This window comes from Paraburkholderia flava (genome assembly GCF_004359985.1).
In the GTDB taxonomy this organism is placed as follows: Bacteria; Pseudomonadota; Gammaproteobacteria; order Burkholderiales; family Burkholderiaceae; genus Paraburkholderia; species Paraburkholderia flava.
Genome location: NZ_SMRO01000002.1, coordinates 1,931,105 through 1,954,107, shown reverse-complemented (window position 1 = coordinate 1,954,107; position 23,003 = coordinate 1,931,105). Strand labels below are relative to the sequence as shown.

The window sequence follows — 23,003 nt, the reverse complement described above, 5'->3', positions numbered from 1 at the left end:
CCGTTGAAAACCCAACTCGAATCAAATGCCAAACCCGCTTCGCCGCCGAAAGTGGGTTTCGTCAGTCTTGGCTGCCCGAAAGCGCTCGTCGATTCCGAGCAGATCATCACGCAGCTGCGCGCCGAAGGCTATGAAATCTCCGGCACATACGACGGCGCCGACCTCGTCGTCGTCAACACCTGCGGCTTTATCGACGAGGCCGTGCAGGAAAGCCTCGACGCAATCGGCGAAGCGCTGACCGAGAACGGCAAGGTGATCGTCACCGGCTGCCTTGGCGCGAAGAAGAGCGCGAGCGGCACGGGGCTGATCGAGGAAGTGCATCCGAAGGTGCTCGCCGTGACCGGCCCGCACGCGCTAGGCGAAGTGATGCAGGCGGTGCACAGCCATCTGCCGAAACCGCACGATCCGTTCGTCGATCTCGTGCCGCCCGCCGGCATCAAGCTCACGCCGCGCCACTACGCGTATCTGAAAATCTCCGAAGGCTGCAATCACCGCTGCACGTTCTGCATCATCCCTTCGATGCGCGGCGACCTCGTGTCGCGCCCGGTCGCGGAAGTGATGCTCGAAGCGGAGAACCTGTTCCGCTCCGGCGTGAAGGAACTGCTAGTCATTTCGCAGGACACGAGCGCATACGGCGTCGACGTCAAATATCGCACCGGTTTCTGGAACGGCAAGCCGATCAAGACTCGGATGACCGACCTCGTCGCCGCGCTCGGCGAACTCGCCGCGCAGTACGGCGCGTGGGTCCGGCTGCACTATGTGTACCCGTACCCGAGCGTCGACGAAGTGATTCCAATGATGGCCGAAGGTCCGTTGAAGGGCCACGTGCTGCCGTATCTCGACGTGCCGTTCCAGCACGCGCATCCGGAGGTGTTGAAGCGGATGAAGCGTCCTGCGAACGCGGAGAAGGTGCTTGAGCGGGTACGCGCATGGCGCGAGATCTGTCCGGACTTGACCATTCGCAGCACGTTCATCGCGGGCTTCCCGGGCGAAACCGAAGCGCAGTTCGAAACGCTGCTCGATTTCATCCGCGAGGCGGATCTGGATCGCGTGGGCTGCTTTGCGTATTCGCCGGTCGAGGGCGCGAGCGCGAACGAACTCGACGGCGCGTTGCCTGACGACGTCCGCGAAGACCGTCGCGCGCGCTTCATGGAAGTCGCGGAGGAAGTATCGGCGGCCCGCATGCAACGCAAGGTCGGCCGCACGCTGAAAGTGCTGGTCGACGAGATCAACGAGAACGGCGGCGTCGGACGCACAGCGGCCGACGCGCCGGAGATCGACGGCGTCGTTTATATCGACCCGGCGAAGAAAGCATCGAAGCGCTACAAGGTCGGCGACTTCGTGTCGGTGAAGATCACCGGCGCGGACGGCCACGATCTGTGGGGCGAGGTCTGATCGATGGCGTCGACGGTTAATCCGCAATCAGCCGAAGCCGAAGCATTGCCGCAGATCCTCGCGCTCGGCGAGGCGATGATCGAATTCAACCAGGCGTCGAAAGACGAACCCACTTATCTGCAAGGCTTCGGCGGTGACACGTCGAATTTCTGCATCGCCGCGTCGCGGCAGGGTGCGTCGACGGGCTTCGTGTCTGCTGTCGGCGCCGATCCGTTTGGCCGTCTGTTGCTCGATCTGTGGAGCCGCGAGCGGGTGCAAACGTCGTTCGTGCGCGTCGATACCGCTGCGCCGACCGGCGTCTATTTCGTTTCGCACGGCCCGAATGGGCACCAGTTCGACTATCTGCGCGCCGGCTCGGCCGCGAGTCGCTACGCGCCCGCTGACCTGCCGCTCGACGCACTCGCGTCCGCGCAGGTCGTGCATCTGTCGGGCATCAGCCTTGCGATCAGCGTGAGCGCCTGCGATGCAGCGTTCGCCGCGATCGCGCATGCCCGGGCGAACGGCGCGCGCGTGAGCTTCGATACGAATCTGCGGCTCAAGCTGTGGCCGCTCGCGCGGGCGCGCGCGGTGATGCTCGAAGCGATTCGCCAGACCGACATCTGTCTGCCGAGCTGGGACGACGTGACTGAATTGACCGGCCTCACGGGCCGCGACGAGATCGTCGATTTTCTGCTCGCACAGGGTCCGCGCGTCGTCGCGTTGAAACTTGGCAAGGAAGGCGCGTATGTCGCGACGCCGGACGAGCGTCGCGTGGTGTCGGGCTATCCGGTGAATGCAGTCGATGCGACCGGCGCCGGTGACTGCTTCGGCGGCGCGTTCATCGCGCGGATCGTCGCGGGCGATGATCCGTTCGCAGCCGCACGCTATGCAAACGTCGCCGCTGCGCTGTCGACTCGTGGTTTCGGCGCGGTCGCGCCGATTCCGCTGCATGATGAGGTCAATGAAGTACTGATGCGCTGACGCGGGATGTGCGCACTGTCCGGAACGATCTGCGAATCGCGGCTATCTTGTATGGGTTCGTATAAGCGCTGAGAAACCAGAGATCAACAGGGAGAAAAACGATGCAACGTGAAGTGGTGGTGGCAAGCGGTGTACGCACCGCGATCGGCGACTTCGGCGGCAGCCTGAAGGATTTCTGTCCGACGGACCTCGGCGCGCGCATCGTGCGCGAGGTGCTGGCGCGTGCGAACGTCGCCGGCGACGAAGTCGGCCACGTCGTGTTCGGCAACGTCGTGCATACCGAACCGAAGGACATGTACCTCGCGCGCGTCGCCGCGCTGAACGGCGGCGTCGCGCAGCACGCGCCCGCGCTGACGGTGAACCGGCTGTGCGGCTCGGGGCTGCAGGCGATCGTATCGGCGGCGCAGGGCATCCTGCTCGGCGATGCGGACATCGCGATCGGCGGCGGCGTGGAGAACATGAGCCGCGCGCCGTACACGATGCCGGCCGCGCGCTTCGGGCAACGCATGGGCGACGCGAAGATCGTCGACATGATGCTCGGCGCGCTGAACGATCCGTTCCAGTCGATCCACATGGGCGTCACCGCCGAGAACGTCGCGAAGCAGTACGGCATCGGCCGCGACGCGCAGGACGCGCTCGCGCTCGAATCGCACCGGCGCGCGGAGCACGCGCTCAAGTCCGGCTACTTCAAGGAACAGATCCTCCCGATCACGATCGCATCGAAGAAGGGCGACACGGTGTTCGACACCGACGAGCACGTCCGTATCGGCGCAACCGTCGACGACTTTTCGAAGCTCAAGCCCGTGTTCGCGAAAGAGAACGGCACGGTGACGGCCGGCAACGCGTCGGGTATCAACGACGCAGCCGCGGCCGTCGTGCTGATGGAGCGCAGCGTCGCCGAGCAGCGCGGCGTGCGGCCGCTCGCGCGGCTCGTCGCGTACGCGCATGCGGGTGTGGACCCGGCGTACATGGGCATCGGTCCGGTGCCGGCTACGCGCAAGGTGCTCGAACGCGCGGGGCTGACGGTCGCCGATCTCGACGTGATCGAAGCCAACGAAGCGTTCGCCGCGCAGGCGTGTGCGGTCACGCAGGAACTCGGTCTCGATCCGGCGAAGGTCAATCCGAACGGTTCGGGCATTTCGCTCGGCCATCCGATCGGCGCGACCGGCGCGTTGATCACCGTGAAGGCACTGTACGAACTGCAACGCATCGGCGGACGCTATGCGCTCGTCACGATGTGCATCGGTGGCGGGCAGGGTATCGCGGCGATCTTCGAACGGATCTGAACGACGTACGGCCGTGCGCGATGCACGCGCACGGTTGAATCCAAGCGAGGAAAGCCAGACATGCAGGATCGGAAGTCGATTAATCGTGGGAAGGTAGTGCGCGTCGTTGCAGCGTTGAGTATCGCATCGTGCGTTGCGTTTGCTACCGCGCCCGTTCACGCGCAGAGCGACGCGGTGAAAGAACTCGCCGCGCCTGCGCCGATTCAGTTGCCGCTGAAACCGAGCGCCGAGTTTGCCAGGTTCCCGCGCTACGCGGGCACGCTCGGCGGCCGGCAGATCGTGCTGCGGATCGGTCCGAAGAGCGACGATCCATCGGGCGTGCACGGCGAGTATCAATACACCGATACCGGCGAGGTCACGCTGATCGCCGGCGATCGCGTCGACGATACGCTCGAAGTCGAAGAGTCGAACGACGGCACGCATATCACCGGCAACTGGGTCGGCAAGTTCGCGCCGGACGGCTCGCTCGCGGGCGACCGGATGAACGTCGACGATTCCGATCCGAAGCCGTTCGATCTGCGTCCGCTTGCGGCCGGACAGCCGGTGCCGGCCGCTTCCGCTTCGTCCTCGACCATAGCTCCTGCGGCAAAAGCAGTCAGCCCCGCGCCGACAGGCCACGCCGTCGGCGGCGTCAGCAACCTGACTACCGGCGATTGACCGGCACAGCGCACGTCCCGCCACCACCGGAATTTTTCATACCGAACTCACCATGACGAAACCTTCTTCTCCCCGCGACCTGCAGACCCGTATCGTGCATCCCGAAGACGATCTGCCGCCGGGCTTCGAATCGTTCTCGGTGCCGGTGGCGCGTGCGTCGACGGTCGTCTTTCCGGATCTCGCGACGCAGCGCGCGCTCGACTGGCGCAACGACGCCGCGTGGCGCTACGGCCTGCACGCGACGCCGACGTCGATGTCGCTCGCGCAGCGCCTCGCCGCGCTCGAAGGCGGTGAGCATGCGTTGCTGCAACCGTCCGGGTTGTCGGCGATCTCGAACGTGTACTTCGGCCTCGTGAAAGCCGGTGACGACGTGCTGATTCCTGACAACGTCTATTCGCCGAACCGCGATCACGGCGACTGGCTCGCGCGCGATTTCGGCATCACCGCGCGTTACTACGATCCGATGATCGGCGCAGGCATCGCCGACCTGATCCTGCCGAACACGCGGCTGATCTGGGTCGAGGCCCCGGGCTCGGTGACGATGGAAGTGCCCGACGTTCCCGCGATCACGACGGTCGCTCGTGCGCACGGCGTCATTACGGCAATCGACAACACGTGGTCGGCAGGCTTGGCGTTCCGGCCGTTCGATCACGGCATCGACATCTCGGTGCAGGCGCTGACGAAATATCAATCCGGCGGCGCGGACATCCTGATGGGCGCGACGATCACCGTCGATCGCGAGATCCATCTGAAGTTGAAGCTCGCTCGGATGCGCCTGGGTATCGGCGTCTCGGCCGACGACTGCTCGCTCGTACTGCGTAGCCTGCCTTCGATGAAGGTGCGCTTCGAGCAGCACGACCGCAGCGCGCTCGCACTCGCGCAGTGGCTGAAGACGCGTCCGGAAATCGCCGCCGTGCTGCATCCGGCGCTGTCCGATTGTCCGGGACACGAGAACTTCAAGCGCGATTTCACCGGCGCGGGTGGGTTGTTCTCGGTGGTGTTCGATGCGCGCTATAGCCCGGCGCAGATCGATACGTTCTGCGAGTCACTCGATCTGTTTGCGCTCGGCTGGAGCTGGGGCGGTGCACAGAGCCTCGCGATGCCGTACGACATCACTTCGATGCGCACCGAGGCGCAATGGCCGCATCGCGGCACACTGGTGCGGTTCTACATCGGGTTGGAGACGGAAGCGGATTTGCGCGCGGATATCGAGCGGTGTCTGACGGCGCTGGCGTAACGATGTAGTTTGGCGGCAGCAGCGTAGGGCCGTGGACGTGGAGCTCGCGTTGCGGTCCACGGTTGCCGCCGGTGGTGTTCCTCGTGGTACTTCTCACTGCAGCCTGCAACCGGTGACCACCAGGTCGGCCACCGGATCGTCTTCCGCGTTTTAGAACAACCTCAACAACCCATCCAGTCCCACGTAGTTAAACGCGACGCTCGCCGCCTCGCGCACCACCGGCTTCGCACGGAACGCCACGGAAAGGCCCGCCGCGGCCATCATCTTCAGATCGTTCGACCCATCGCCCATCGCAATCGCACGCGAAGGCTCGATGCCGAGCTGCGCACAGGTCTCGCGCAGCGTGCGCGCTTTCACCTCTGCATTGACGATCTCGCCGGTCACGCGGCCGGTCAATTTGCCGTCGACGATCTCCAGCGTATTCGCGAGCGCGAAATCGAGGTTCAGGCGCGCGCGCAGCTTCTCGGTGAAGAACGTGAAGCCGCCGGATACGAGCAGCGTCTTGATGCCCGCAGCCTGTACGCCCGCGAGCATCTTTTCGGCACCCGGCGACAGTTGCAAGCGTTCGTCGTACACGCGCTCGAGCGCGGATGCGTCGAGCCCGGCGAGCAGCGCGACACGTCGCGTCAAACTTTCGTTGAAGTCCTTGATCTCGCCGCGCATCGATGCCTCGGTGATCGCCGCGACTTCCGCCTTGAGTCCGCAGAAATCGGCGATCTCGTCGATGCATTCGATCGTGATCAGCGTCGAGTCCATGTCCATCGCGACGAGGCCGAAGTCGCGCAACTGCCGGCCCGGCTCGACGAACGCGTAGTCGAGCGAATGCGTGCCGCAGTACACGTCGAGGTCGCCGCGCTGCGCCGGGTCCGCGCCTTCGATGCGCCAGGCGCGGTCGTCGAGCGGTGTGACGCGGGTGCCGCGCGCGAGTCCGACGAGCGGTCGGCGATGTTCGTCGGCGAGGGGAGCGGGACTCTGGATGACGAGATTCATGAAGGAGCGAAAGAGACCGGAGCGACCGGCAGTGCAGGCCATAAACCTGGAAGCCGGGAAACCGACGCGGGATGCGCGGAAGGTCCGGCTATTGTACCGGGTGCGGAGCGGCAGGCCGAAGCGGACCGGACCACCGATGCGCGACCCGCGCGGCCGGTTCATACTGGCGCATCGAAAGGCGCCGCCGATGAAGACAGCGCGCGCGTGACGACACACGATACAAACACGACGCATGCCACGACATGCACGACGGAGACACGTATGACCGCGCAACCCACCGCCGGAGCCGCGCAGACCGATGCGCGAGACAACAGCGACGACCGCATGCTCGCACGCGATTTCGATCTGCGTCATCTGAGCCCGTCGTTTCACGCTGACCCCTACCCGGTGTACCGGGCGCTGCGCACACACGAGCCCATCAAGCGGATGCCTGACGGCTCACTCTTCCTGACCCGCTACCGCGACGTGCAGGCGGTGTATCGCGATCCGAAGACATTCACGTCCGACAAGACTGTCGAGTTCAAACCGAAGTACGGTGCCTCGCCGCTCTACGAGCATCACACGACGAGCCTTGTCTTCAACGATCCGCCGCTGCACACGAGGGTGCGCAAACTGATCGCCGGTGCGCTGACCGCGCGCGCGATCGCGGCGATGGAGGCGGGTCTGGTGCGGCTCGTCGATGGCCTGCTCGACGCAGCCGATGCACAAGGGCATCTCGATCTGATCGCCGGTTTCTCGGCGGCGATTCCGGTCGAGGTCATCGGCAATCTGCTCGCGGTGCCGCACGACGAACGCGCGCCGTTGCGCGACTGGTCGCTCGCGATTCTCGGCGCGCTCGAACCGACGCTCGACGCGCAGCAGCTCGAACGCGGCAATCGCGCGGTCGATGGGTTTATCGCGTATCTGCGCGATCTCGTCGCGCGGCGTCGGCGTGCGCCCGGCGATCCACAGCACGACGTACTGACGCGTCTGATCGAAGGCGAGGTCGACGGCGAACGGCTCTCCGAAATGGAGCTGCTGCACAACTGCATCTTCATCCTCAACGCAGGTCACGAGACGACGACCAATCTGATCGGCAACGGCCTCGTCACGCTGGCCGCATGGGAGCCCGCGCGCGCCGCGTTGCTCGCCGATCCCGCGCTGATCGACGGTACGATCGAGGAGTGCCTGCGCTTCGAAAGCTCGAACCAGCTCGGCAACCGGATGGCGAGCGTCGACACGCGGATCGGCGAGATCGACGTCGCGCGCGGCACGCCGGTGACGCTGTGCATCGGTGCGGCGAATCGCGATCCCGAACAGTTCGCGGACCCCGACTGCTTCGACATCCGTCGCGAACCGAACCGGCATCTCGCGTTCGGCTTCGGCGTGCATCAATGCGCGGGACTGTCGCTTGCGCGGCTCGAAGCGCGGATCGCGATCGGGCGTTTCGTCAGACGCTTTCCGTCGTATCGCGTGAGCGGCGAGCCGGTGCGCGGTGGGCGCGTGCGGTTTCGTGGGTTTGCCGAGGTGCGTTGCGAGGTGAGGTAGGCTAAGCCGGCGATGATGGGTTCTCGCGCAAGCCAGCGCGCTTTTGATCGAACGGTCGCTCCCAGTAGGGAACATGTTTGTCCGCAGAGGTGAACTGCTCGCGAAGGTGATCGATGAACAGTCTGGCTTTGCGCACACCACGCCCCGGCATTCGCACAGCATGAATACCTGACATCGAAACAGACGGTTCGCGAAGCTCGCTGTCGAACAACACGACGAGGCGTCCCGCAGCAATTTCGTCGCCGACCAGCCATGTCGCCAGATGCGCAACGCCAACGCCGGCCAGCACCGCTTTCAGCAGCGATTCGCTGTCGTCGGTACGCAGATTACCGCCGACATCGAGTGGCTTTCCGTCGTTCACACCGGCGAACTGCCACCATCCGGCGCGTGCACCATTGAGGCCGTGCGACAGACAGTTGTGCGTCATCAGATCGATGGGCGAAGCCGGTCGGCCCGCGCGTGCCAGATATTCCGGGCTCGCGACGGCCACCCTGCGCTGCGGCGCCAGCTGGACGGCGAGCATATCGCTATCGTCCAGCACGCCGATGCGAATGGCAACATCGACGCGTTGATTGACCAGGTCGACCATCTCGTCGCTGACATGCAGATCGATCTGAATCTGCGGATAGCGAAGCAGGAATGTTGCGACAGCAGGTGCGACGTGCTTGCGGCCAAAGGTGGCCGGCACCGTGATCGTAAGGAGACCCTTGGGCTCGGTCTGGATCGACTCGATGGCGTCGCGGACATCGGACAGCTCGGCAAGTATCCGGCGGGCCGCACCGACGAACTGCAGCCCCGCGTCGGTCAGATGTACGTGACGCGAACCGCGATTGAAGAGTGCGAGCCCGATCTCCTGTTCCAGCAGATCGATCTTCCGCGTCACCGACGAAACCACGACGTTGCGCGATCTGGCCACCCGCGAAAAATTGCCGAGCGTCGCGACAGACAAAAAGATCTCGAGTGCGTCGGTTTCCATGCTGAGGTGTGCCCCGGGGCTGCGGGTTGGGATGTGCGAGGGCGCTGCGTTCCATGCTCATGTTAGCAGCCATCCTTTGCGCGGCCGCGGCCGTCGTCGACGCTCCAGTCAATGCGTTCGCGCTGCCTCGACGATGCAGTTCACCACGTCGTGTGGGTGAGACACCGGTACGGCGTGAGAGGATCTGACCTCGCGCACGGTCGACTGCGCGCGCGCGGCCATGAAACGTAGGGCGGCAGGGGGAATGGACTGATCGTCGGTGGCAACGATGGCCCACGACGGGATGCCGCGCCATGCGGGTTCGCCTTCCAGCTTTTCTTCCATCGCGAGGGCATCGACCGGTCGCTGTGCTGAAGCCATGATCGCAATGGTCGCCGGCGACAGATCGCCGGCATAGACATCGTGAAAGCACTCGGGTTTCAGATACAGATCCGTGCCGGTCGGCGTTGGCACGAATGCAAGGGTATCCGGTCCCAGTTTGCTACCCGGAAAGCGGCCATTGAGTTCGCCTGCGCTCTCTCCCGTGTCGGGTTGAAATGCGGCGACATAGACCAGTGCCCGTATCTGATTCTCGCGACGCGGTGCATGAGAGATCACCGAGCCTGCGTACGAGTGACCGACCAGCACGACCTCACCGTCGATGCTGGCGAGAAAACTGTCGAGGTAGGCGATATCGGTGGTCAAGCTGCGCATCGGCAGTGCCGGAGCGAGCACGCGATAGTTTTGTAGCTGCAATTGCGCGATGACCGACGTCCATATTGAAGCATCGGAGAGTGCGCCGTGCACGAGAACGACAGTGGGATTTTTCATGGTCATGTCGATTGGGAAGTTAAGGGGTTTGCGTTGCTTGACCGTGGAAGCGATATCCCGGGTAGCGCGTCGATTTTCATAAAAGGAGAAGGACGGAACAATCGTCTGATTTGCAAACCCGTTTTGCGTACGCCGCAAAGCCCGCCGTTTTCTCGCAGCAGCCGTAGATTTTTCCTCCACCGTCGCAAGAGTTACAGGACTGGCGCGTAACGCTGCGCGCCACGCGCACGCGGCATGGCGCGCAGCCTTGGCACGCTTGCTGCTGCGCTACAGGTCCCGCACCCCGGAGCACTCGCGATGGCTCACATGATCTGGAGAGGCGCAATCAGTTTCGGCCTCGTGCACGTGCCGGTGCAGCTCTATCCGGCGACGCAGTCGGAGAAGGTCGGTTTCAATCTGCTCGACAAGCGCTCGATCGATCCGATCGGCTACCGGCAGATCAACAAGCGCACCGGCAAGGAAGTCACGCGCGAGAACATCGTGCGCGGCTTCGAGTACGAGAAGGACCATTACGTCGTGCTGTCCGATGCCGAGATCCGCTCGGCGAATCCGGAGTCGACGCAAACCGTCGACATCCTCGCGTTCGTCGATGCGCCCGACGTGTCGTTCCTGTACCTCGATACGCCGTACTACCTCGCGCCGGACCGCAAGGGCGAGAAGGTCTACGCGCTGCTGCGCGAGGCGCTGAAGGCGTCGGGCAAGATCGGTATCGCGAACGTCGTGCTGCACAACAAGCAGCATCTCGCGGCGCTGATCGCGGTCGGTCCGGTGCTTGCGCTGAATACGCTGCGCTGGGTCGACGAAGTGCGCGACGTCGACGAACTGAAACTGCCGCCCGAAAGCGATCGCAAGGCCGGCGTCACCGCACGCGAACTCGCGATGGCGAAGAAGCTGATCGACGACATGAGCGATACGTGGGACCCCGCGCAGTATCACGACACGTTCCGCGACGACATCATGGCGCTGGTCGAACGGAAGATAAAGGCGGGCAAGACCGAGGAAATATCGGAGGTGGACGAGCCGCGCGAGACGCGTCGGTCGGCGGAGATTCTCGATCTGTCGGATCTGTTGAAGCGGAGTCTTGGGCGGGGGCGGGGCAAAGCGGCCGCGAACGGGCATGGACGCAACGCATCCGCGTCGGTTGAGTCCGATGATGAGGACGAAGAGGGAGGCAGTGGTCGCAGCACTTCCCGTAAGGTCGCCGCTCGCAAGACCACGTCCCGGGCAAAACCCGCGAAACGCAAAAGCCCTGCAGCGAGCCCATCGCGAGAAACGTCGCATCGCAAACGCCGCGCGGCGTGAGCGGGCGGACTCTCTTTAGCGAACTGACATGGCGGACCGACTCGATACCTATCAGCGCAAGCGTCGTTTCGACGAGACACCGGAGCCGTCGGGTGCTGCTACGCGTCGTAGACGCGGCTCGTCGGGAAAACGCGCAGCCACGCACGCACTCGCGTACGTGATCCAGGAGCATCACGCGCGGCGCCTGCACTACGATTTCCGGCTTGAACTCGATGGGGCGTTGAAATCGTGGGCGATTCCGAAGGGGCCGAGCGTTGACCCGTCGGTGAAACGGCTCGCGGTCCACGTCGAGGACCATCCGCTCGAATACGGATCGTTCGAAGGCGAGATTCCCGAAGGCAATTACGGTGCGGGCACGGTGATCGTCTGGGATCGCGGCACGTGGGAACCGGTAGGCGGCGTCGATGCTGCACGCGATGCGTACCGCGCGGGCAAGCTCAAGTTCCGGCTCGACGGCGACAAGCTGCACGGCGGTTGGGCACTGGTGCGCAGCACGATGCGCGGCAGCGGCGACAAGGAGCAATGGCTGCTGATCAAGGAACGCGACGACGACGCGCGCAGCGAAAGCGAGTTCGATGTGCTCGACGCGCTGCCGGGCAGTGTGATGGAGGGAGAGGGCGAGAGTTCGGAGCGCGTAAAAAAGGCCGCAAAACGCACGGCGCGTGATGTGGACATTGCGTATTCATCGACGAAGAAAACCCGCAGCACTGCTGCCGCCCACGGAACCGACGTCACGCATCCGTCGACGAAGAAAACCCGCAGCACGACCGCCGCCCATCAAACCGACATCGTCGCGAACCGCACGACGGAATCGCTGCGCACGCTCGCTGTCGAACCGGCAATCGAAGGCGCACGTAAGGCCGTGTTGCCCGCGACGCTCGCGCCGCAGCTCGCCACGCTCGTCGATGCGCCGCCCGCCGGCGAAGCCTGGGCGTATGAGATCAAGTTCGACGGCTATCGCGTGCTCGCGCGGATCGACCGGCACGCAAAGCGCGCGGCCGGTCGCATCGCGTTGCATACGCGCGCGGGAAACGACTGGACCGCGAAGTTCTCCCGCCAGGCGAAAGCGCTCGAACAACTCGACGTCGACAGCGCGTGGCTCGATGGAGAGGCAGTGGTGCTCGATGCCGACGGCGTGCCGAGCTTCCAGAAGCTGCAGAACGCACTCGATGCGAATCGTCCGCAGGACATCGTGCTGTATCTGTTCGACGTGCCCTATCTGAATGGCTATGACCTGCGTCATGTGCCGCTCGTGCAGCGTCGCGCGATTCTGCGTGCGTTGCTGGAGCCGCTTGCGTCGCGTGATTCGAAACATGGAGACGCGCTGCGTTTCTCCGACGACTTCGGTTTCACTGCCGACGCATTGCTGAAAAGCGCCTGCGACATGGCGCTCGAAGGGATCATCGGCAAGCGCACGGATAGCGTGTACCGGTCTGGACGCTCGCCGTCGTGGATCAAGCTGAAGTGTCGACGGCGTCAGGAGTTTGTGATCGGCGGCTATACCGAGCCGGCGGGGAGTCGTAGTGGTTTCGGTGCGTTGCTGCTCGGCGTGTACGACGCGAAGGGCAAACTGCGTTATGCCGGCCGCGTCGGTACCGGTTTCGATGCGGCGTTGTTGCGTTCGGTCAAACGTGAACTCGATGCCCGTACGGCTGCAAAGATGCCGTTCGCCGAGGCGCCGCGCGAACGCAGTCGCACGCCGGTTCACTGGGTGAAGCCGGAACTCGTCGCGGAATGCAACTTCGCGGAATGGACCGATGAACGCATCGTGCGTCAGGCGTCGTTCGTTAGCCTGCGCGACGATAAACCCGCGCGGCAGATCGTCAGGGAAGCACCGCGCAAAGGAGCCGACGTGCAGCAGGAAAGCGCTACTGAAGAAGCCGATATGGGTTCACGTGACGCAACGTCGCCCCGAGCAAAAGCGACGAAGCGAAGGACCTCGACGCGGGAATCCGTGAAGGAGTCATCGAAGGTGTCGTCGAAAGGGGCTGCGCGGGGAGCTTCGAAGACGTCGGCGAAGAAATCGGTGAAGACGTCAGCTAAAACATCGGCGAAGACAGCAGCGAAAGGGACTGCGAAAGCCCCAGCGAAGACGTCAGCAAAAACGTCAACGAAGACGCCAGCGAAAAGGTCTACTAGGACCCCAACAAAGACGTCAGCACAAGCGCCTGTGAAAGCGCCCGCAAAAACCCCACGCCAATCCACCCCAACACCGACCACCATCGCCGGCGTCCGCATCTCGCACCCCGATCGCGTGATCGACAAAACCACGCATACGACGAAGCTCGATCTCGTGCGCTACTACGAATCGGTGGCTAAGCAGATGCTGCCGCATCTGCGCGATCGCCCGGTTGCTCTGGTGCGAGCGCCCGAAGACATCGGCGGCGAGCTGTTCTTCCAGAAGCACAGCCAGAAGCTCGCGATCCCGCACGTGACGCAGCACCCCGGGCTCGACCCGGAGCATCCACCGCTGATCACGATCGAAAGCGTCGACGCATTGATCGGCGCCGCACAGATGGGCACCGTCGAGCTGCATACGTGGAATGCAGTCGCGTCGAACATCGAGAAGCCTGACCGCGTGGTGTTCGACCTCGACCCGGACCCGGCGCTCGGCTGGGAACGGATGATCGAAGCCGCGCAGCTGACGCGCACGCTGCTCGACGAACTCGGTCTCGTATCGTTCTGCAAGACGAGCGGCGGGCGAGGGCTGCACGTCGTCGTGCCGCTCGTGAAGCACGCGGGCTGGGACGACGTGAAAGCGTTTTCGCAGGCGGTCGCGCAGCACATGGCCGCGACGTTGCCGCAGCACTTCTCCGCGAAGATGGGCAAGCAGAACCGGCGTCGCAAGATCTTCGTCGACTATCTGCGTAATGGCCGTGGGTCGAGCACGGTTGCTGCGTATTCGGTGCGGGCGCGGCCGGGCCTTGGTGTGTCGGTGCCGATCGCGTGGGACGAACTCGAACAGACGCAACGTGGCGATCAATGGACGGTCGCAAACCTGCATGAAAGGCTCGCTGCGTTGAAGCGCGACCCGTGGGCCGCGTATGCGAAGACGCGTCAGCGGATTACCACGGAGATGCGCAAACGGCTCGGCCTGAAGCCTTAGATGAACGTCCGAACCCGAACAGGAGGAACCAATGAAATCATCGACCGAAGTATCGACAGGCAGTGATGCTAAACGTCCGCAGCGTGACGGCGAACCGTCGCGTTCATCGAAGGACGAATCGGCGCCGCTGCCGCATGAAACCGATCAGCAGCCGGAGTCGCAACATGAGGGCAATCCGCGCGACGTCGGCAGGCAGGCGCACGAGGATATCGAGCGCGGCCTGGAGGATACGGACCGTCGTGGCGGCGACGACTATCAGACGCGCACGCAGAACGACGCACATGCGAACACAGCGGAGAAGAAGCCGGAAAAGAAACCGCAGCGGAAATGATCAGCTCGACGGCTCGCGATCCCAATACGGCGGATCGCCAAAATGCGCGGCAAGGAAATCGACGAACGCGACCGTCTTCGGCGGCACGAATGCGCGGCTCGGATAGACCGCCCAGATCGCGACGATGTCCGCGAGCGGATAGCTGTCGAGCACGCTCACCAGTTCGCCGCTGCGCAGATACGGCGCGACGTCCCACGTTGATTTGAGCGCGATGCCGAAGCCCGCGAGCAACGCGTCGCGGATCACCTCGCCGTTGTCGACGTCGAGCCGCCCGCCGACGCGCACGCCGACCGTGCCCGCCGGCGTGACGAACGACCAGTCGCGTTGATTCGACAGCACGATGCATTCGTGCGAGGCGAGATCCGACGGATGACGTGGCGTCCCATGCTCGGCGAGATACGCGGGCGAGCAGCAGATCACGCGTCGATTCGTCGCGAGCCGTCGCGCGACCAGCGATGAGTCCTTCATCGCGCCGAGCCGGATCGCGACGTCGATGCCCGCGTCGACGAGATCGACCAGTTGATCGGTGATGCGCAGATCGACGCTGACGCCCGGATGCTGCCGCAGGAATTCGGGGATCACCGGCGACACATGCTGCCGCCCGAACGACGACGACATCGCAACCCGCAACCGTCCCTGCGGTTCGGCCCGTCCGCGTCCGACCGACGCGCGCGCGGCGTCGGCGGTGTCGAGCAGCGTCTGCGCCTGCGTCATGAAGACTTCGCCGTCCTGCGTGAGACTGATGCGGCGGGTGGTCCGATGCAGCAGCCGCGCGCCGAGCAGTTTTTCGAGCTGCGCGATCCGCGCGCTTGCGACCGCCGCCGACAGCCCGAACTCGCGTCCCGCCGCCGACACGTTCGCGAGCAGCGCCGCGCGCACGAACAGCGCGACATCCAGCAGATCGAGCCGATCGCGCTCGATACGGCCCGAGGCAGCGGACGATACAGAGGAAGAGGAAGTCGCCATTCTTCTGAAAACCAAAAAGATGTTTTAGCGATTATGACGGTTTTAAAAGAATAACGAACGGCCTACGATGACGGTCATCCGGTCGGCGCATGGACGCAGACATACGCCGGCCAAGGGTCCAGCTATCCATTCCGTTATTCGCATCACGAACCAGGAGTCATCATGAAAGCCGTCGGTCTGCATCGTTATCTGCCCATTGACCATCCCGAAGCGCTGCTCGACGTCGAGTTGCCGCAACCGCAGGCCACTGGCCGCGATCTGCTGGTGAAGGTGGAGGCGATCTCCGTGAATCCCGTCGACTACAAGGTCCGCTCGCCGAAGGACACCGTCGAGAAAGCGCCGCGCGTACTCGGTTGGGACGCGGCCGGCACGGTCGCGGCGGTCGGTCCGGACGTGACGCTGTTCAAGGTCGGCGATCCGGTGTTCTACGCGGGCAGCATCACGCGGCCGGGCGCGAACAGCGAATATCACCTCGTCGACGAACGGATCGTCGGACGCAAGCCGGCCTCGCTCGACTTCGCGCACGCGGCCGCATTGCCGCTGACCGCGATCACCGCATGGGAAGCGCTGTTCGATCGCCTCGGCGTGTCGCCGCAGGGCGCGGACGAAGGGCGCTCGGTGCTGATCATCGGCGGAGCGGGCGGTGTCGGATCGATCGGCATCCAGCTCGCGAAGCAGCTCGCCAGGCTGAAGGTGATCGCGACCGCGTCGCGTCCCGCATCGGCGAAGTGGGCGACCGAACTCGGCGCGGATCACATCGTCGATCACTTCGGCGACATGCCCGCGCAGTTGAAAGCGCTCGGCATCGAGCAGGTCGATTACGTACTGATCTTCAACGACACGGACACGCATTTTCCGGCGGCGGCCGCCGTCATCAAACCGCAGGGCGGCATCTGCACGATCGTCGAGAACGCGAAGCCGGTCGCGGTCGAACTGCTGAAGGCGAAAAGCTCGGCGTTCCACTGGGAGTTCATGTTCACGCGCTCGATGTTCGGCACGCCCGACATGATCGAACAGCACAAGCTGCTGACCGAAGTCGCGCGGCTCGTCGATGCGGGCACGCTGCGCACGACGGTCGGCGAGAACCTCGGGCCGATCAATGCGGAGAACGTGCGTCGTGCGCATCGTCTGCTTGAGGAAGGGCGCGCGATCGGCAAGCTGGTGTTGAGCGGGTTCTGAGCGTCGGCGGGGCGGCTTTGCGGAGCGGTGGGCTCGTCGCGATTGCGTTGCAACTTCGTGGCAAGCTCGCGGCAACGGCGTGGCACTTCCGTAGCAGCCCCGGTGATGTCGAGCGGTTGGTGACTGGTCGGCGCTACGGCTTCGCGTAACAACAAGCTCGCAGTAACTGCGCTGCAACTGCGCAGCCACTTCGTAGCCACTTCGTAGCCTCATTAACGAGATACCAAACGACGCAACAGGAAAACGCGCGGCCGCAAGCGGGGTAACACCTGGCGCCTCTCGAGGCGCACAACGCAGCGCCTCGCGGTAGACTGGCAGGGCATCATGCTCGAGACAGCCGCGCGGCCTCGATGGACCGCGCGGCGGCACAACAACGAGGTGACAGTATGAGCCCCAGCTTCAGACTTTTCGCCGCTCCCGCCGTTCGCGTTGCCGCTTCGTTTGCGTTTTCGCTCACCGCCTGCTCACTGGTCGCGCTCGCGCCCTCCGGAGCGCTGGCTGCTCCACCCATCAAGATCACCTCGCAGGCCGCCACCGACGGGCCGATCCGCTACACCGTCAAGGTCACGTCGAAGCAGTTCGGCAATGCGCAGGACACGCGCACGATCCGCTCCGGCCAGTCCGACGACTACACGTGGAAGATGACGCCGCCCGGTGGTCCCGTCGCCGCGCCCGAACAGTGTCCGGATTATTCGTCGCTGGCACTCGATGCGAACGGCGCGATGATCCGCCAGATCCAGGTGCGCATCGCACCGGTCGTCGCCGATGACGGCACCGCGAACGTTCAGTTAAGTTTTCAGGCACAGACGCCGCACGGCACCAAGGCCGTGACGAAGGCGGGCAAGGCGCTGAAATGTCCGAACGCCGCATCCGTGAGCCAGGTCACGCACTTCATGATGCCGACCAACGGCAGCACGAAGACGCTGACGCTCGCCGACGGTACGCAGATCGCGGTGTCGGCGCGTAGGTAAAGCGTTTGGGTGGTCGCGATCCAGTAGGGCGGTTTGACGAGGACGCGGTCGAGCGTTCGGCGTTGCATTGACGCTGCGCGCCCGATCAACCGCTCGCTAAATAGTCGCTCCGTCGAGCACGTTCGCTTCACCGACGCGTTCGGCGCCGGCCCCCTCTCGCGCGTTCGATCAAATCAATCGTCGCGACGGAAACCGATCCTCCGCGAAGTACACGCGCTCTTCAGGCTATCGATACTCCGTCGCCGACGTTCACCTCCGTCTCTAAGTCTCACGCTCGATCAGCTTCGACGCCAGAAACCGGTGCTCCGCCGAAAACACACGCCGGTAAGTCATCAACACCGCGCCAACCGTGCCGAGCGCCGACGATGCAGCGATCAGAAACATGATGACGATTTGATAGCGGACGGCCTGCAACGGCGACTGACCGGCCAGCACCTGGCCCGTCATCATGCCGGGCAAGCTCACGATGCCGACCACCGCCATCTGGTTCAGCGTCGGAATCATTCCCGCACGCACCGCTTCGCGCGCGGGCCCTTGAGCCGCTTCCCAGCGCGTCGCGCCGAGCGCGAGCGCCATGTCGACGCGATCGCGTCGCGCGGTCAGTTCGCCGAGCATCCGTTCGATGCCGAGCGACACACCGGTCAACGTGTTGCCGAGGATCATCCCGAGAATCGGAATCGCATACTGCGGCTCGTACCAGGGATGGATGCGGATCACCGCGAACAACCCGACCGCAGCGACGAGCCACGAACTGATCCAGATCGACACGATGCTGTCCACGCGCTGACCCGCGTACGTGCGTGAACCGCGCTGCGCGCCTGCGAAGCCGGCGATCAAGGTCATCAGCGCGATCAGCGGCAGCACGACGTACCAATGGCCGTAGCGGAACACCCAGCCGAGCACGTAGCCGATCGCGAGTAACTGCACGACGGTGCGCACTGCCGCCCACGCGAGCTTGCGTTCGAGATCGAGTTTCAGCACGACCGACAGCGCACCGTTCACGACGATCAGCAGCGCCGCGATGCCGAGGTCCCAGAGGCTCAGGTTTTGCAGCGTCATCGAATGGATTCCTCGGTGGTGTTGGCGGTTTCGCCGAGCACGCCGGCGTTCATCGTCAGATGGCGCGAGGCCATGCGCAGCGCTTGCGCGGGGTCGTGCGAAATCCATAGCGATGCGTGCCGGGTTGCGTCGGCGGCGAACCACGTATCGATCAGTCCTTCGATCTCATGCGACGACGCGGGGTCGAGCGATGCGGTCGGCTCATCGAGCAGCAGCACGTCGGGATCGAGTTGCAACACGCGGATCAGTGCGGCGATCTGCGCTTCGCCACCGGACAGCTCGCTTGCGCGCTTCGCGAGGAAGTCGCCGGGACGACCTGCCTGCGCAGCGAGCGACGCCGCGCGCTCGCGATCGAAGCGCACATCGTGATACGCGCGCAGCGTGTACGGATAGCGCAGGTTGTCCTCGACGGTGCCGTCGATCAGCGCAGGCCGCTGCCGGATATACGCGACGCTGCGCCGGTAACGCGGAATCGCGGCTCGCCCTATGGCGTTGCCGCGAAACAGAATCCGTCCGCCGTCGAGTGGATCGAGCAATGCCAGCGCGCGCATAAACACGCTCTTGCCCGAGCCCGACGGCCCGGTGATCGATACGCGTTCGCCGCCGTGAACTTCGATGCGCGTCGGATGCAATAGCCACTGGCCGCGCTGCGGGTCGCGTCGTGCGATATCCTCGGCGGCAATCAACGGAGTGGTGGGAACGACTGCGGTCATAGGGCCTGGCGCGACTTTTGCGGTGCGCCGCGCAACTTTCCGCGAACTGGGCACGTGGCGTGCTGTCGTACCTGTCGTACGAATGACGAGAAAAACAAGGGAGTGTTCATGACGTCGTCGCGCAATCTCGGAAAAACGATGGGCAAGATCATCGCATGGCTCGTCGCGATTATCGTGGTCATCGTCGCCGCGCTTGCTGTATTCATTCTGACGTTCGACTGGAACCGCGCGCGGCCGTGGGTCAACGACAAGGTGAGTCAGGCAATCGGCCGGCCGTTTGCGATCGAGGGCGATCTCAAGGTGGGCTGGAAGCATCCGGTCGGCGAGACGGGCTGGCGCGGCTGGGTGCCCTGGCCACGGTTCTCGGCGGCCAACATCACGGTCGCCAATCCCGACTGGTCGAAGCAGAAGCACTTCGCGACGCTCGACGAGATCGATTTCGAGGTCGAGGTGCTGCCGCTGCTTGCGCACGACATCGTGATTCCGGAGATCAATCTGGTGAATCCGTCGGTGGATCTCGAACGGCTGCTCGATAACCGCAACAACTGGACGTTCAAGCTGCCCGCATCGACCGGGCCGTCCGAGTGGAAGCTCGACCTGCACGACATCGTGTTCGCGAAGGGCTACGTCGCGCTGTCCGACCAGAAGTCGAAGACCGACGTGCAGATGACCATCGATACGCTCGGTCAGCCGATCCCGCTCGGCGAAGTGATGAAGCAGCAGGAGACGGCGTCGCACAACGCGTCGGCGCAGGTGGTCGGCAAGCAGGGGGCGAAGCGGCTCGCGGCGCAGTCGGAAGCGGTGGCGGCTTCGGCGGCTTCGGCTGCGTCGGCGACTGACGCGGCCAGCGTCGCAAGTGCATCGGGGGCGTCGGTTGTTTCAGCGGCATCCGGCGCGTCCTCCGTCCCCGCGACGAAGAAACCCGACGTGCAATCCTATGCGCTCGGCTGGACCATCAAGGGCACCTACAATCACACGCCGTTGTCCGGCAGCGGCAAGGTCGGCGGCGTACTCGCGCTGCAGGACGCGGACCGGCCGTTCCCGGTCCAGGCTGACGTGAAAGCCGGCGACCTGCGCGTCGCACTGGTCGGCACGCTGACCGATCCCGCACATCTCGCTGCGGTCGACCTGCGTCTGTGGCTGCAGGGCTCGAGCATGGCGCATCTGTACGCGCTGACCGGTGTCACGCTGCCCGACACGCCGCCGTATGCAACCGATGGCCGTCTGATCGGCAACTTCAAGCGCGGCGGCAGCACGTTCCGCTATGAAAACTTTACAGGCCGGGTCGGCGGTAGCGACCTGAACGGCACGTTGACGTACACGCAGCGCGAGCCACGGCCGCTGCTGCAGGGCAAGCTCGTGTCGAATCTGCTGCAGTTCGCCGATCTCGCGCCGGTCATCGGCGCGGACAGCAACGCGAGCAAGGCGAAGCGCGGCGACGCGGCGAAGCAGCCGTCCGGCCGCGTGCTGCCGGTCGAGGAATTCCGCACCGACCGCTGGAAAGCGATCGACGCGGACGTCGAGTTCACCGGCAAGCGCATCTTGAAGAACGAGAACCTGCCGATCACCGATCTCTACACGCACGTCGTGATGACGGATGGGGTGCTGGCGTTGACGCCGCTGCGCTTCGGCGTCGCGGGCGGCACGCTCTCCACCGACATTCATCTCGACGGCAGCAGCGCGCCGCTGAAGGGCCGCGTATCGGCGTCGGCGCGGCATCTGAAGTTGAAGCAGCTGTTCCCCGGCTTCAAGACGATGCAAAGCGCGCTCGGCGAAATCAACGGTGATGCGGCGCTGTCCGCGACCGGCAATTCGCCGGCGGCGCTCGCGGCGACGTCGAACGGTGAAGTGAAGGCGCTCGTTACGCAGGGCACGGTGAGCCGCCTGCTGATGGAGGCGGCGGGACTGAACGTCGCGAACGTCGTGTACGAGAAGCTGTTCGGCAACCGCGATGTGCAGATCAACTGCGCGGCTGCCGACTTCGTCGCGACGAACGGCGTACTCGATTCGCGCGTCTTCGCGCTCGATACCGACGACGCGGTGATCAACATCGACGGTCACATCAATCTGCGCGACGAGTCGCTCGATCTCGGTGTGCATCCGCATACGAAGGGCTTCCGTGTGTTCACGCTGCGCTCGCCGCTGTACGTGAAGGGCACGTTCGCGAACCCGCACGTCGGCGTCGATGCGGCGGCACTCGCGCTGCGCGGCGGCGCGATGATCGGCCTCGGGCTGATCAATCCGTTCGCTGCATTGATTCCGCTGATCGCGCCGAGCAACAACAAGCCGCTGCCGTGCAACGAGTTGCTGGCTCAGGTGAATACGCGGACAACCGCGCCGCCGCCCGGTCAGAAGGAAAAGGCGCAGCCGCCGTTGAAGGGCGCACCGGGCAGCGCGTCGGCGTCGGCACCGGCTGCGGCGACGGGCAAGCCGGCTGCGAAGTCCGCCGCACCGCGTACGCTTTCGCCTGCGGAGGCATCGCAATACAAGGGGAGTTGAACTCGACGCGACGCAACGCAACGCATGGACACTGTGTGGTCTTGCGTTGCGACAGGTGATTGAACGGTGCGAGCAATCCAAACGGTCGCGTCGGCGCGGATTGTTCAACAACGGCAGAGAAGGGGATCTACAGGACCGGCGACGGGGCCGACCGCACCCCTCGAATGAACAGCACGGCAAGGCAGGCGCGCAGCGCCCGCCTGTGAGACAACCGTCTAGCGCAGCGAACGCGGCGTCGCGTCGCCGGCGGCATCGCGGCGCACGCCGCGCCGTGCACCGATGCCCGCTGCGCGGGTCGCGCCGAATTCCGGCAGGATGCGGGCGCGAGCCCGGCTCGCAAACACCAGGAAGCCGAAGCCGTCGGCCTCATACCAGTAGCCGCCGTTCTCGAGTCCATCGAGCGGCTGCTCCAGCGCATTCGCAATCGATTCGATGCAGCGCCGCCGTAGTTCGGCAACGGCCGGGTACGGCGGCTGTGCGCCGCGCACGCTGCACAGGAGCACGTCGAGCCCCGGCAGCACATGCGCATAGAGGACAGGCTCGTCCTGCGCACGGGCGCGCGTGATCTTCGTGTCGAGCTGGCTGAACGGCTTGAAATGTCGCAGCACGGACAGAAACGACTCGTCCCCGTCTGCCTTCGCACGCCTACGCTTCTTCGGGAAGGACATAAAAATTCGCCTGAAAAAGAATTGCACAAACCGCAGCGTTTTCATGCGACCACTCCCGGCTTCGCGCGCCGCACGTCGATCTTTTATAGCATACGGGAATGCCGGATTCACGGTCATTCGACGTTCCGCTACGACCCAATGCGAATCACGAGTCGCACGAAGCGTGCCGAACCAGTCGCGCCGCACGCTCGCGCCCCCGCATCCATTGTCTTCATAATAGACTCCCACACCGCGCATTGCCTTCCGTCACCGTAAAAAAATGCGCGGTTTTGTGTGCGCCGCCGCTTGTCCCGGTCTACGTTGAAATATCCCAAAATCACGTCGATAATGGCTCTCGATCCGCTGGTGCCCCGCGCGCGAATCCGCTGCGC

Annotated in this window: 19 protein-coding genes; 12 read left to right on the top strand and 7 right to left on the bottom strand. The window is 64.4% G+C overall.

Annotation, left to right across the window (positions count from 1 at the left end; genetic code table 11):
* Positions 1 to 3: 3 nt before the first annotated feature.
* From rimO to E1748_RS20135, 5 genes are all read left to right on the top strand, one after another.
* On the top strand, positions 4 to 1,395 hold the full coding sequence (gene rimO, locus E1748_RS20155) for a 30S ribosomal protein S12 methylthiotransferase RimO (RefSeq protein WP_133648914.1): 1,392 nt from the start codon (positions 4 to 6) through the stop codon (positions 1,393 to 1,395).
* Positions 1,396 to 1,398: 3 nt separating this feature from the next.
* Entirely contained in the window at positions 1,399 to 2,355 is a 957-nt protein-coding gene (locus E1748_RS20150) for a sugar kinase (protein WP_133648913.1), read from the top strand.
* 101 nt (positions 2,356 to 2,456) lie between these two features.
* Positions 2,457 to 3,641 (top strand): beta-ketothiolase BktB, encoded by a 1,185-nt coding sequence (gene bktB / locus E1748_RS20145; protein WP_133648912.1) that lies wholly within the window; start codon positions 2,457 to 2,459, stop codon positions 3,639 to 3,641.
* A gap of 60 nt (positions 3,642 to 3,701) precedes the next feature.
* Positions 3,702 to 4,298, top strand: a complete 597-nt coding sequence (locus E1748_RS20140) for a hypothetical protein (protein WP_133648911.1) — start codon at positions 3,702 to 3,704, stop codon at positions 4,296 to 4,298.
* Positions 4,299 to 4,350: 52 nt separating this feature from the next.
* Positions 4,351 to 5,535, top strand: coding sequence for a cystathionine beta-lyase (locus E1748_RS20135; protein WP_133648910.1), 1,185 nt, complete (start codon positions 4,351 to 4,353; stop codon positions 5,533 to 5,535).
* Positions 5,536 to 5,685: 150 nt separating this feature from the next.
* Here the strand turns inward: E1748_RS20135 and serB are convergent, their stop codons facing one another.
* Complete coding sequence (gene serB, locus E1748_RS20130) at positions 5,686 to 6,525, bottom strand: phosphoserine phosphatase SerB (RefSeq protein ID WP_133648909.1); 840 nt, start codon at positions 6,523 to 6,525, stop codon at positions 5,686 to 5,688.
* Between the two features lie 261 nt (positions 6,526 to 6,786).
* On the opposite strand from serB, the gene E1748_RS20125 reads away from it, so the two are divergent.
* Positions 6,787 to 8,052 carry a cytochrome P450 gene (locus E1748_RS20125; protein WP_420819333.1) on the top strand — a complete coding sequence of 422 codons (1,266 nt, stop codon included), beginning with the start codon at positions 6,787 to 6,789 and terminating at the stop codon, positions 8,050 to 8,052.
* A 1-nt stretch (position 8,053) separates the two neighbouring features.
* Here E1748_RS20125 and E1748_RS20120 read toward each other — a convergent pair whose 3' ends face one another.
* Positions 8,054 to 9,028, bottom strand: a complete 975-nt coding sequence (locus E1748_RS20120) for a LysR family transcriptional regulator (RefSeq protein ID WP_133648908.1) — start codon at positions 9,026 to 9,028, stop codon at positions 8,054 to 8,056.
* Between the two features lie 108 nt (positions 9,029 to 9,136).
* Entirely contained in the window at positions 9,137 to 9,976 is an 840-nt protein-coding gene (locus tag E1748_RS20115; RefSeq protein ID WP_205965262.1) for an alpha/beta fold hydrolase, read from the bottom strand.
* Between the two features lie 159 nt (positions 9,977 to 10,135).
* Between E1748_RS20115 and ku the strand changes: the two genes are divergently transcribed.
* From ku to E1748_RS20100, 3 genes are read left to right on the top strand one after another with little or no spacing between them, the layout of a single operon-like run.
* Positions 10,136 to 11,140, top strand: a complete 1,005-nt coding sequence (gene ku / locus E1748_RS20110; RefSeq protein ID WP_133648907.1) for a non-homologous end joining protein Ku — start codon at positions 10,136 to 10,138, stop codon at positions 11,138 to 11,140.
* Positions 11,141 to 11,168: 28 nt separating this feature from the next.
* A complete protein-coding gene (gene ligD / locus E1748_RS20105; protein WP_133648906.1) occupies positions 11,169 to 14,246 on the top strand; it encodes a DNA ligase D in 3,078 nt (1,025 codons plus the stop codon).
* Positions 14,247 to 14,277: 31 nt separating this feature from the next.
* On the top strand, positions 14,278 to 14,577 hold the full coding sequence (locus tag E1748_RS20100) for a hypothetical protein (protein ID WP_133648905.1): 300 nt from the start codon (positions 14,278 to 14,280) through the stop codon (positions 14,575 to 14,577).
* Here E1748_RS20100 and E1748_RS20095 read toward each other — a convergent pair whose 3' ends face one another.
* Complete coding sequence (locus E1748_RS20095) at positions 14,578 to 15,543, bottom strand: LysR family transcriptional regulator (RefSeq protein WP_133648904.1); 966 nt, start codon at positions 15,541 to 15,543, stop codon at positions 14,578 to 14,580.
* Positions 15,544 to 15,705: 162 nt separating this feature from the next.
* Between E1748_RS20095 and E1748_RS20090 the strand changes: the two genes are divergently transcribed.
* Both E1748_RS20090 and E1748_RS20085 read left to right on the top strand, forming a co-directional pair.
* Positions 15,706 to 16,722, top strand: a complete 1,017-nt coding sequence (locus tag E1748_RS20090) for a zinc-binding alcohol dehydrogenase family protein (protein WP_133648903.1) — start codon at positions 15,706 to 15,708, stop codon at positions 16,720 to 16,722.
* A 386-nt stretch (positions 16,723 to 17,108) separates the two neighbouring features.
* Positions 17,109 to 17,693, top strand: a complete 585-nt coding sequence (locus E1748_RS20085) for a DUF6013 family protein (protein ID WP_133648902.1) — start codon at positions 17,109 to 17,111, stop codon at positions 17,691 to 17,693.
* Positions 17,694 to 17,954: 261 nt separating this feature from the next.
* Here the strand turns inward: E1748_RS20085 and E1748_RS20080 are convergent, their stop codons facing one another.
* Entirely contained in the window at positions 17,955 to 18,752 is a 798-nt protein-coding gene (locus tag E1748_RS20080) for an ABC transporter permease (RefSeq protein WP_133648901.1), read from the bottom strand.
* A complete protein-coding gene (locus tag E1748_RS20075; protein WP_133648900.1) occupies positions 18,749 to 19,465 on the bottom strand; it encodes an ABC transporter ATP-binding protein in 717 nt (238 codons plus the stop codon). The genes E1748_RS20080 and E1748_RS20075 overlap by 4 nt, the downstream gene beginning before the upstream one ends.
* A gap of 108 nt (positions 19,466 to 19,573) precedes the next feature.
* Here E1748_RS20075 and E1748_RS20070 point away from each other — a divergent pair, with 108 nt between their 5' ends.
* Positions 19,574 to 21,964, top strand: coding sequence for an AsmA family protein (locus tag E1748_RS20070; RefSeq protein ID WP_133648899.1), 2,391 nt, complete (start codon positions 19,574 to 19,576; stop codon positions 21,962 to 21,964).
* Between the two features lie 215 nt (positions 21,965 to 22,179).
* On the opposite strand, the gene E1748_RS20065 is transcribed toward E1748_RS20070, so the two are convergent.
* Positions 22,180 to 22,677, bottom strand: coding sequence for a hypothetical protein (locus tag E1748_RS20065; protein ID WP_133648898.1), 498 nt, complete (start codon positions 22,675 to 22,677; stop codon positions 22,180 to 22,182).
* Positions 22,678 to 23,003 lie beyond the last annotated feature (326 nt).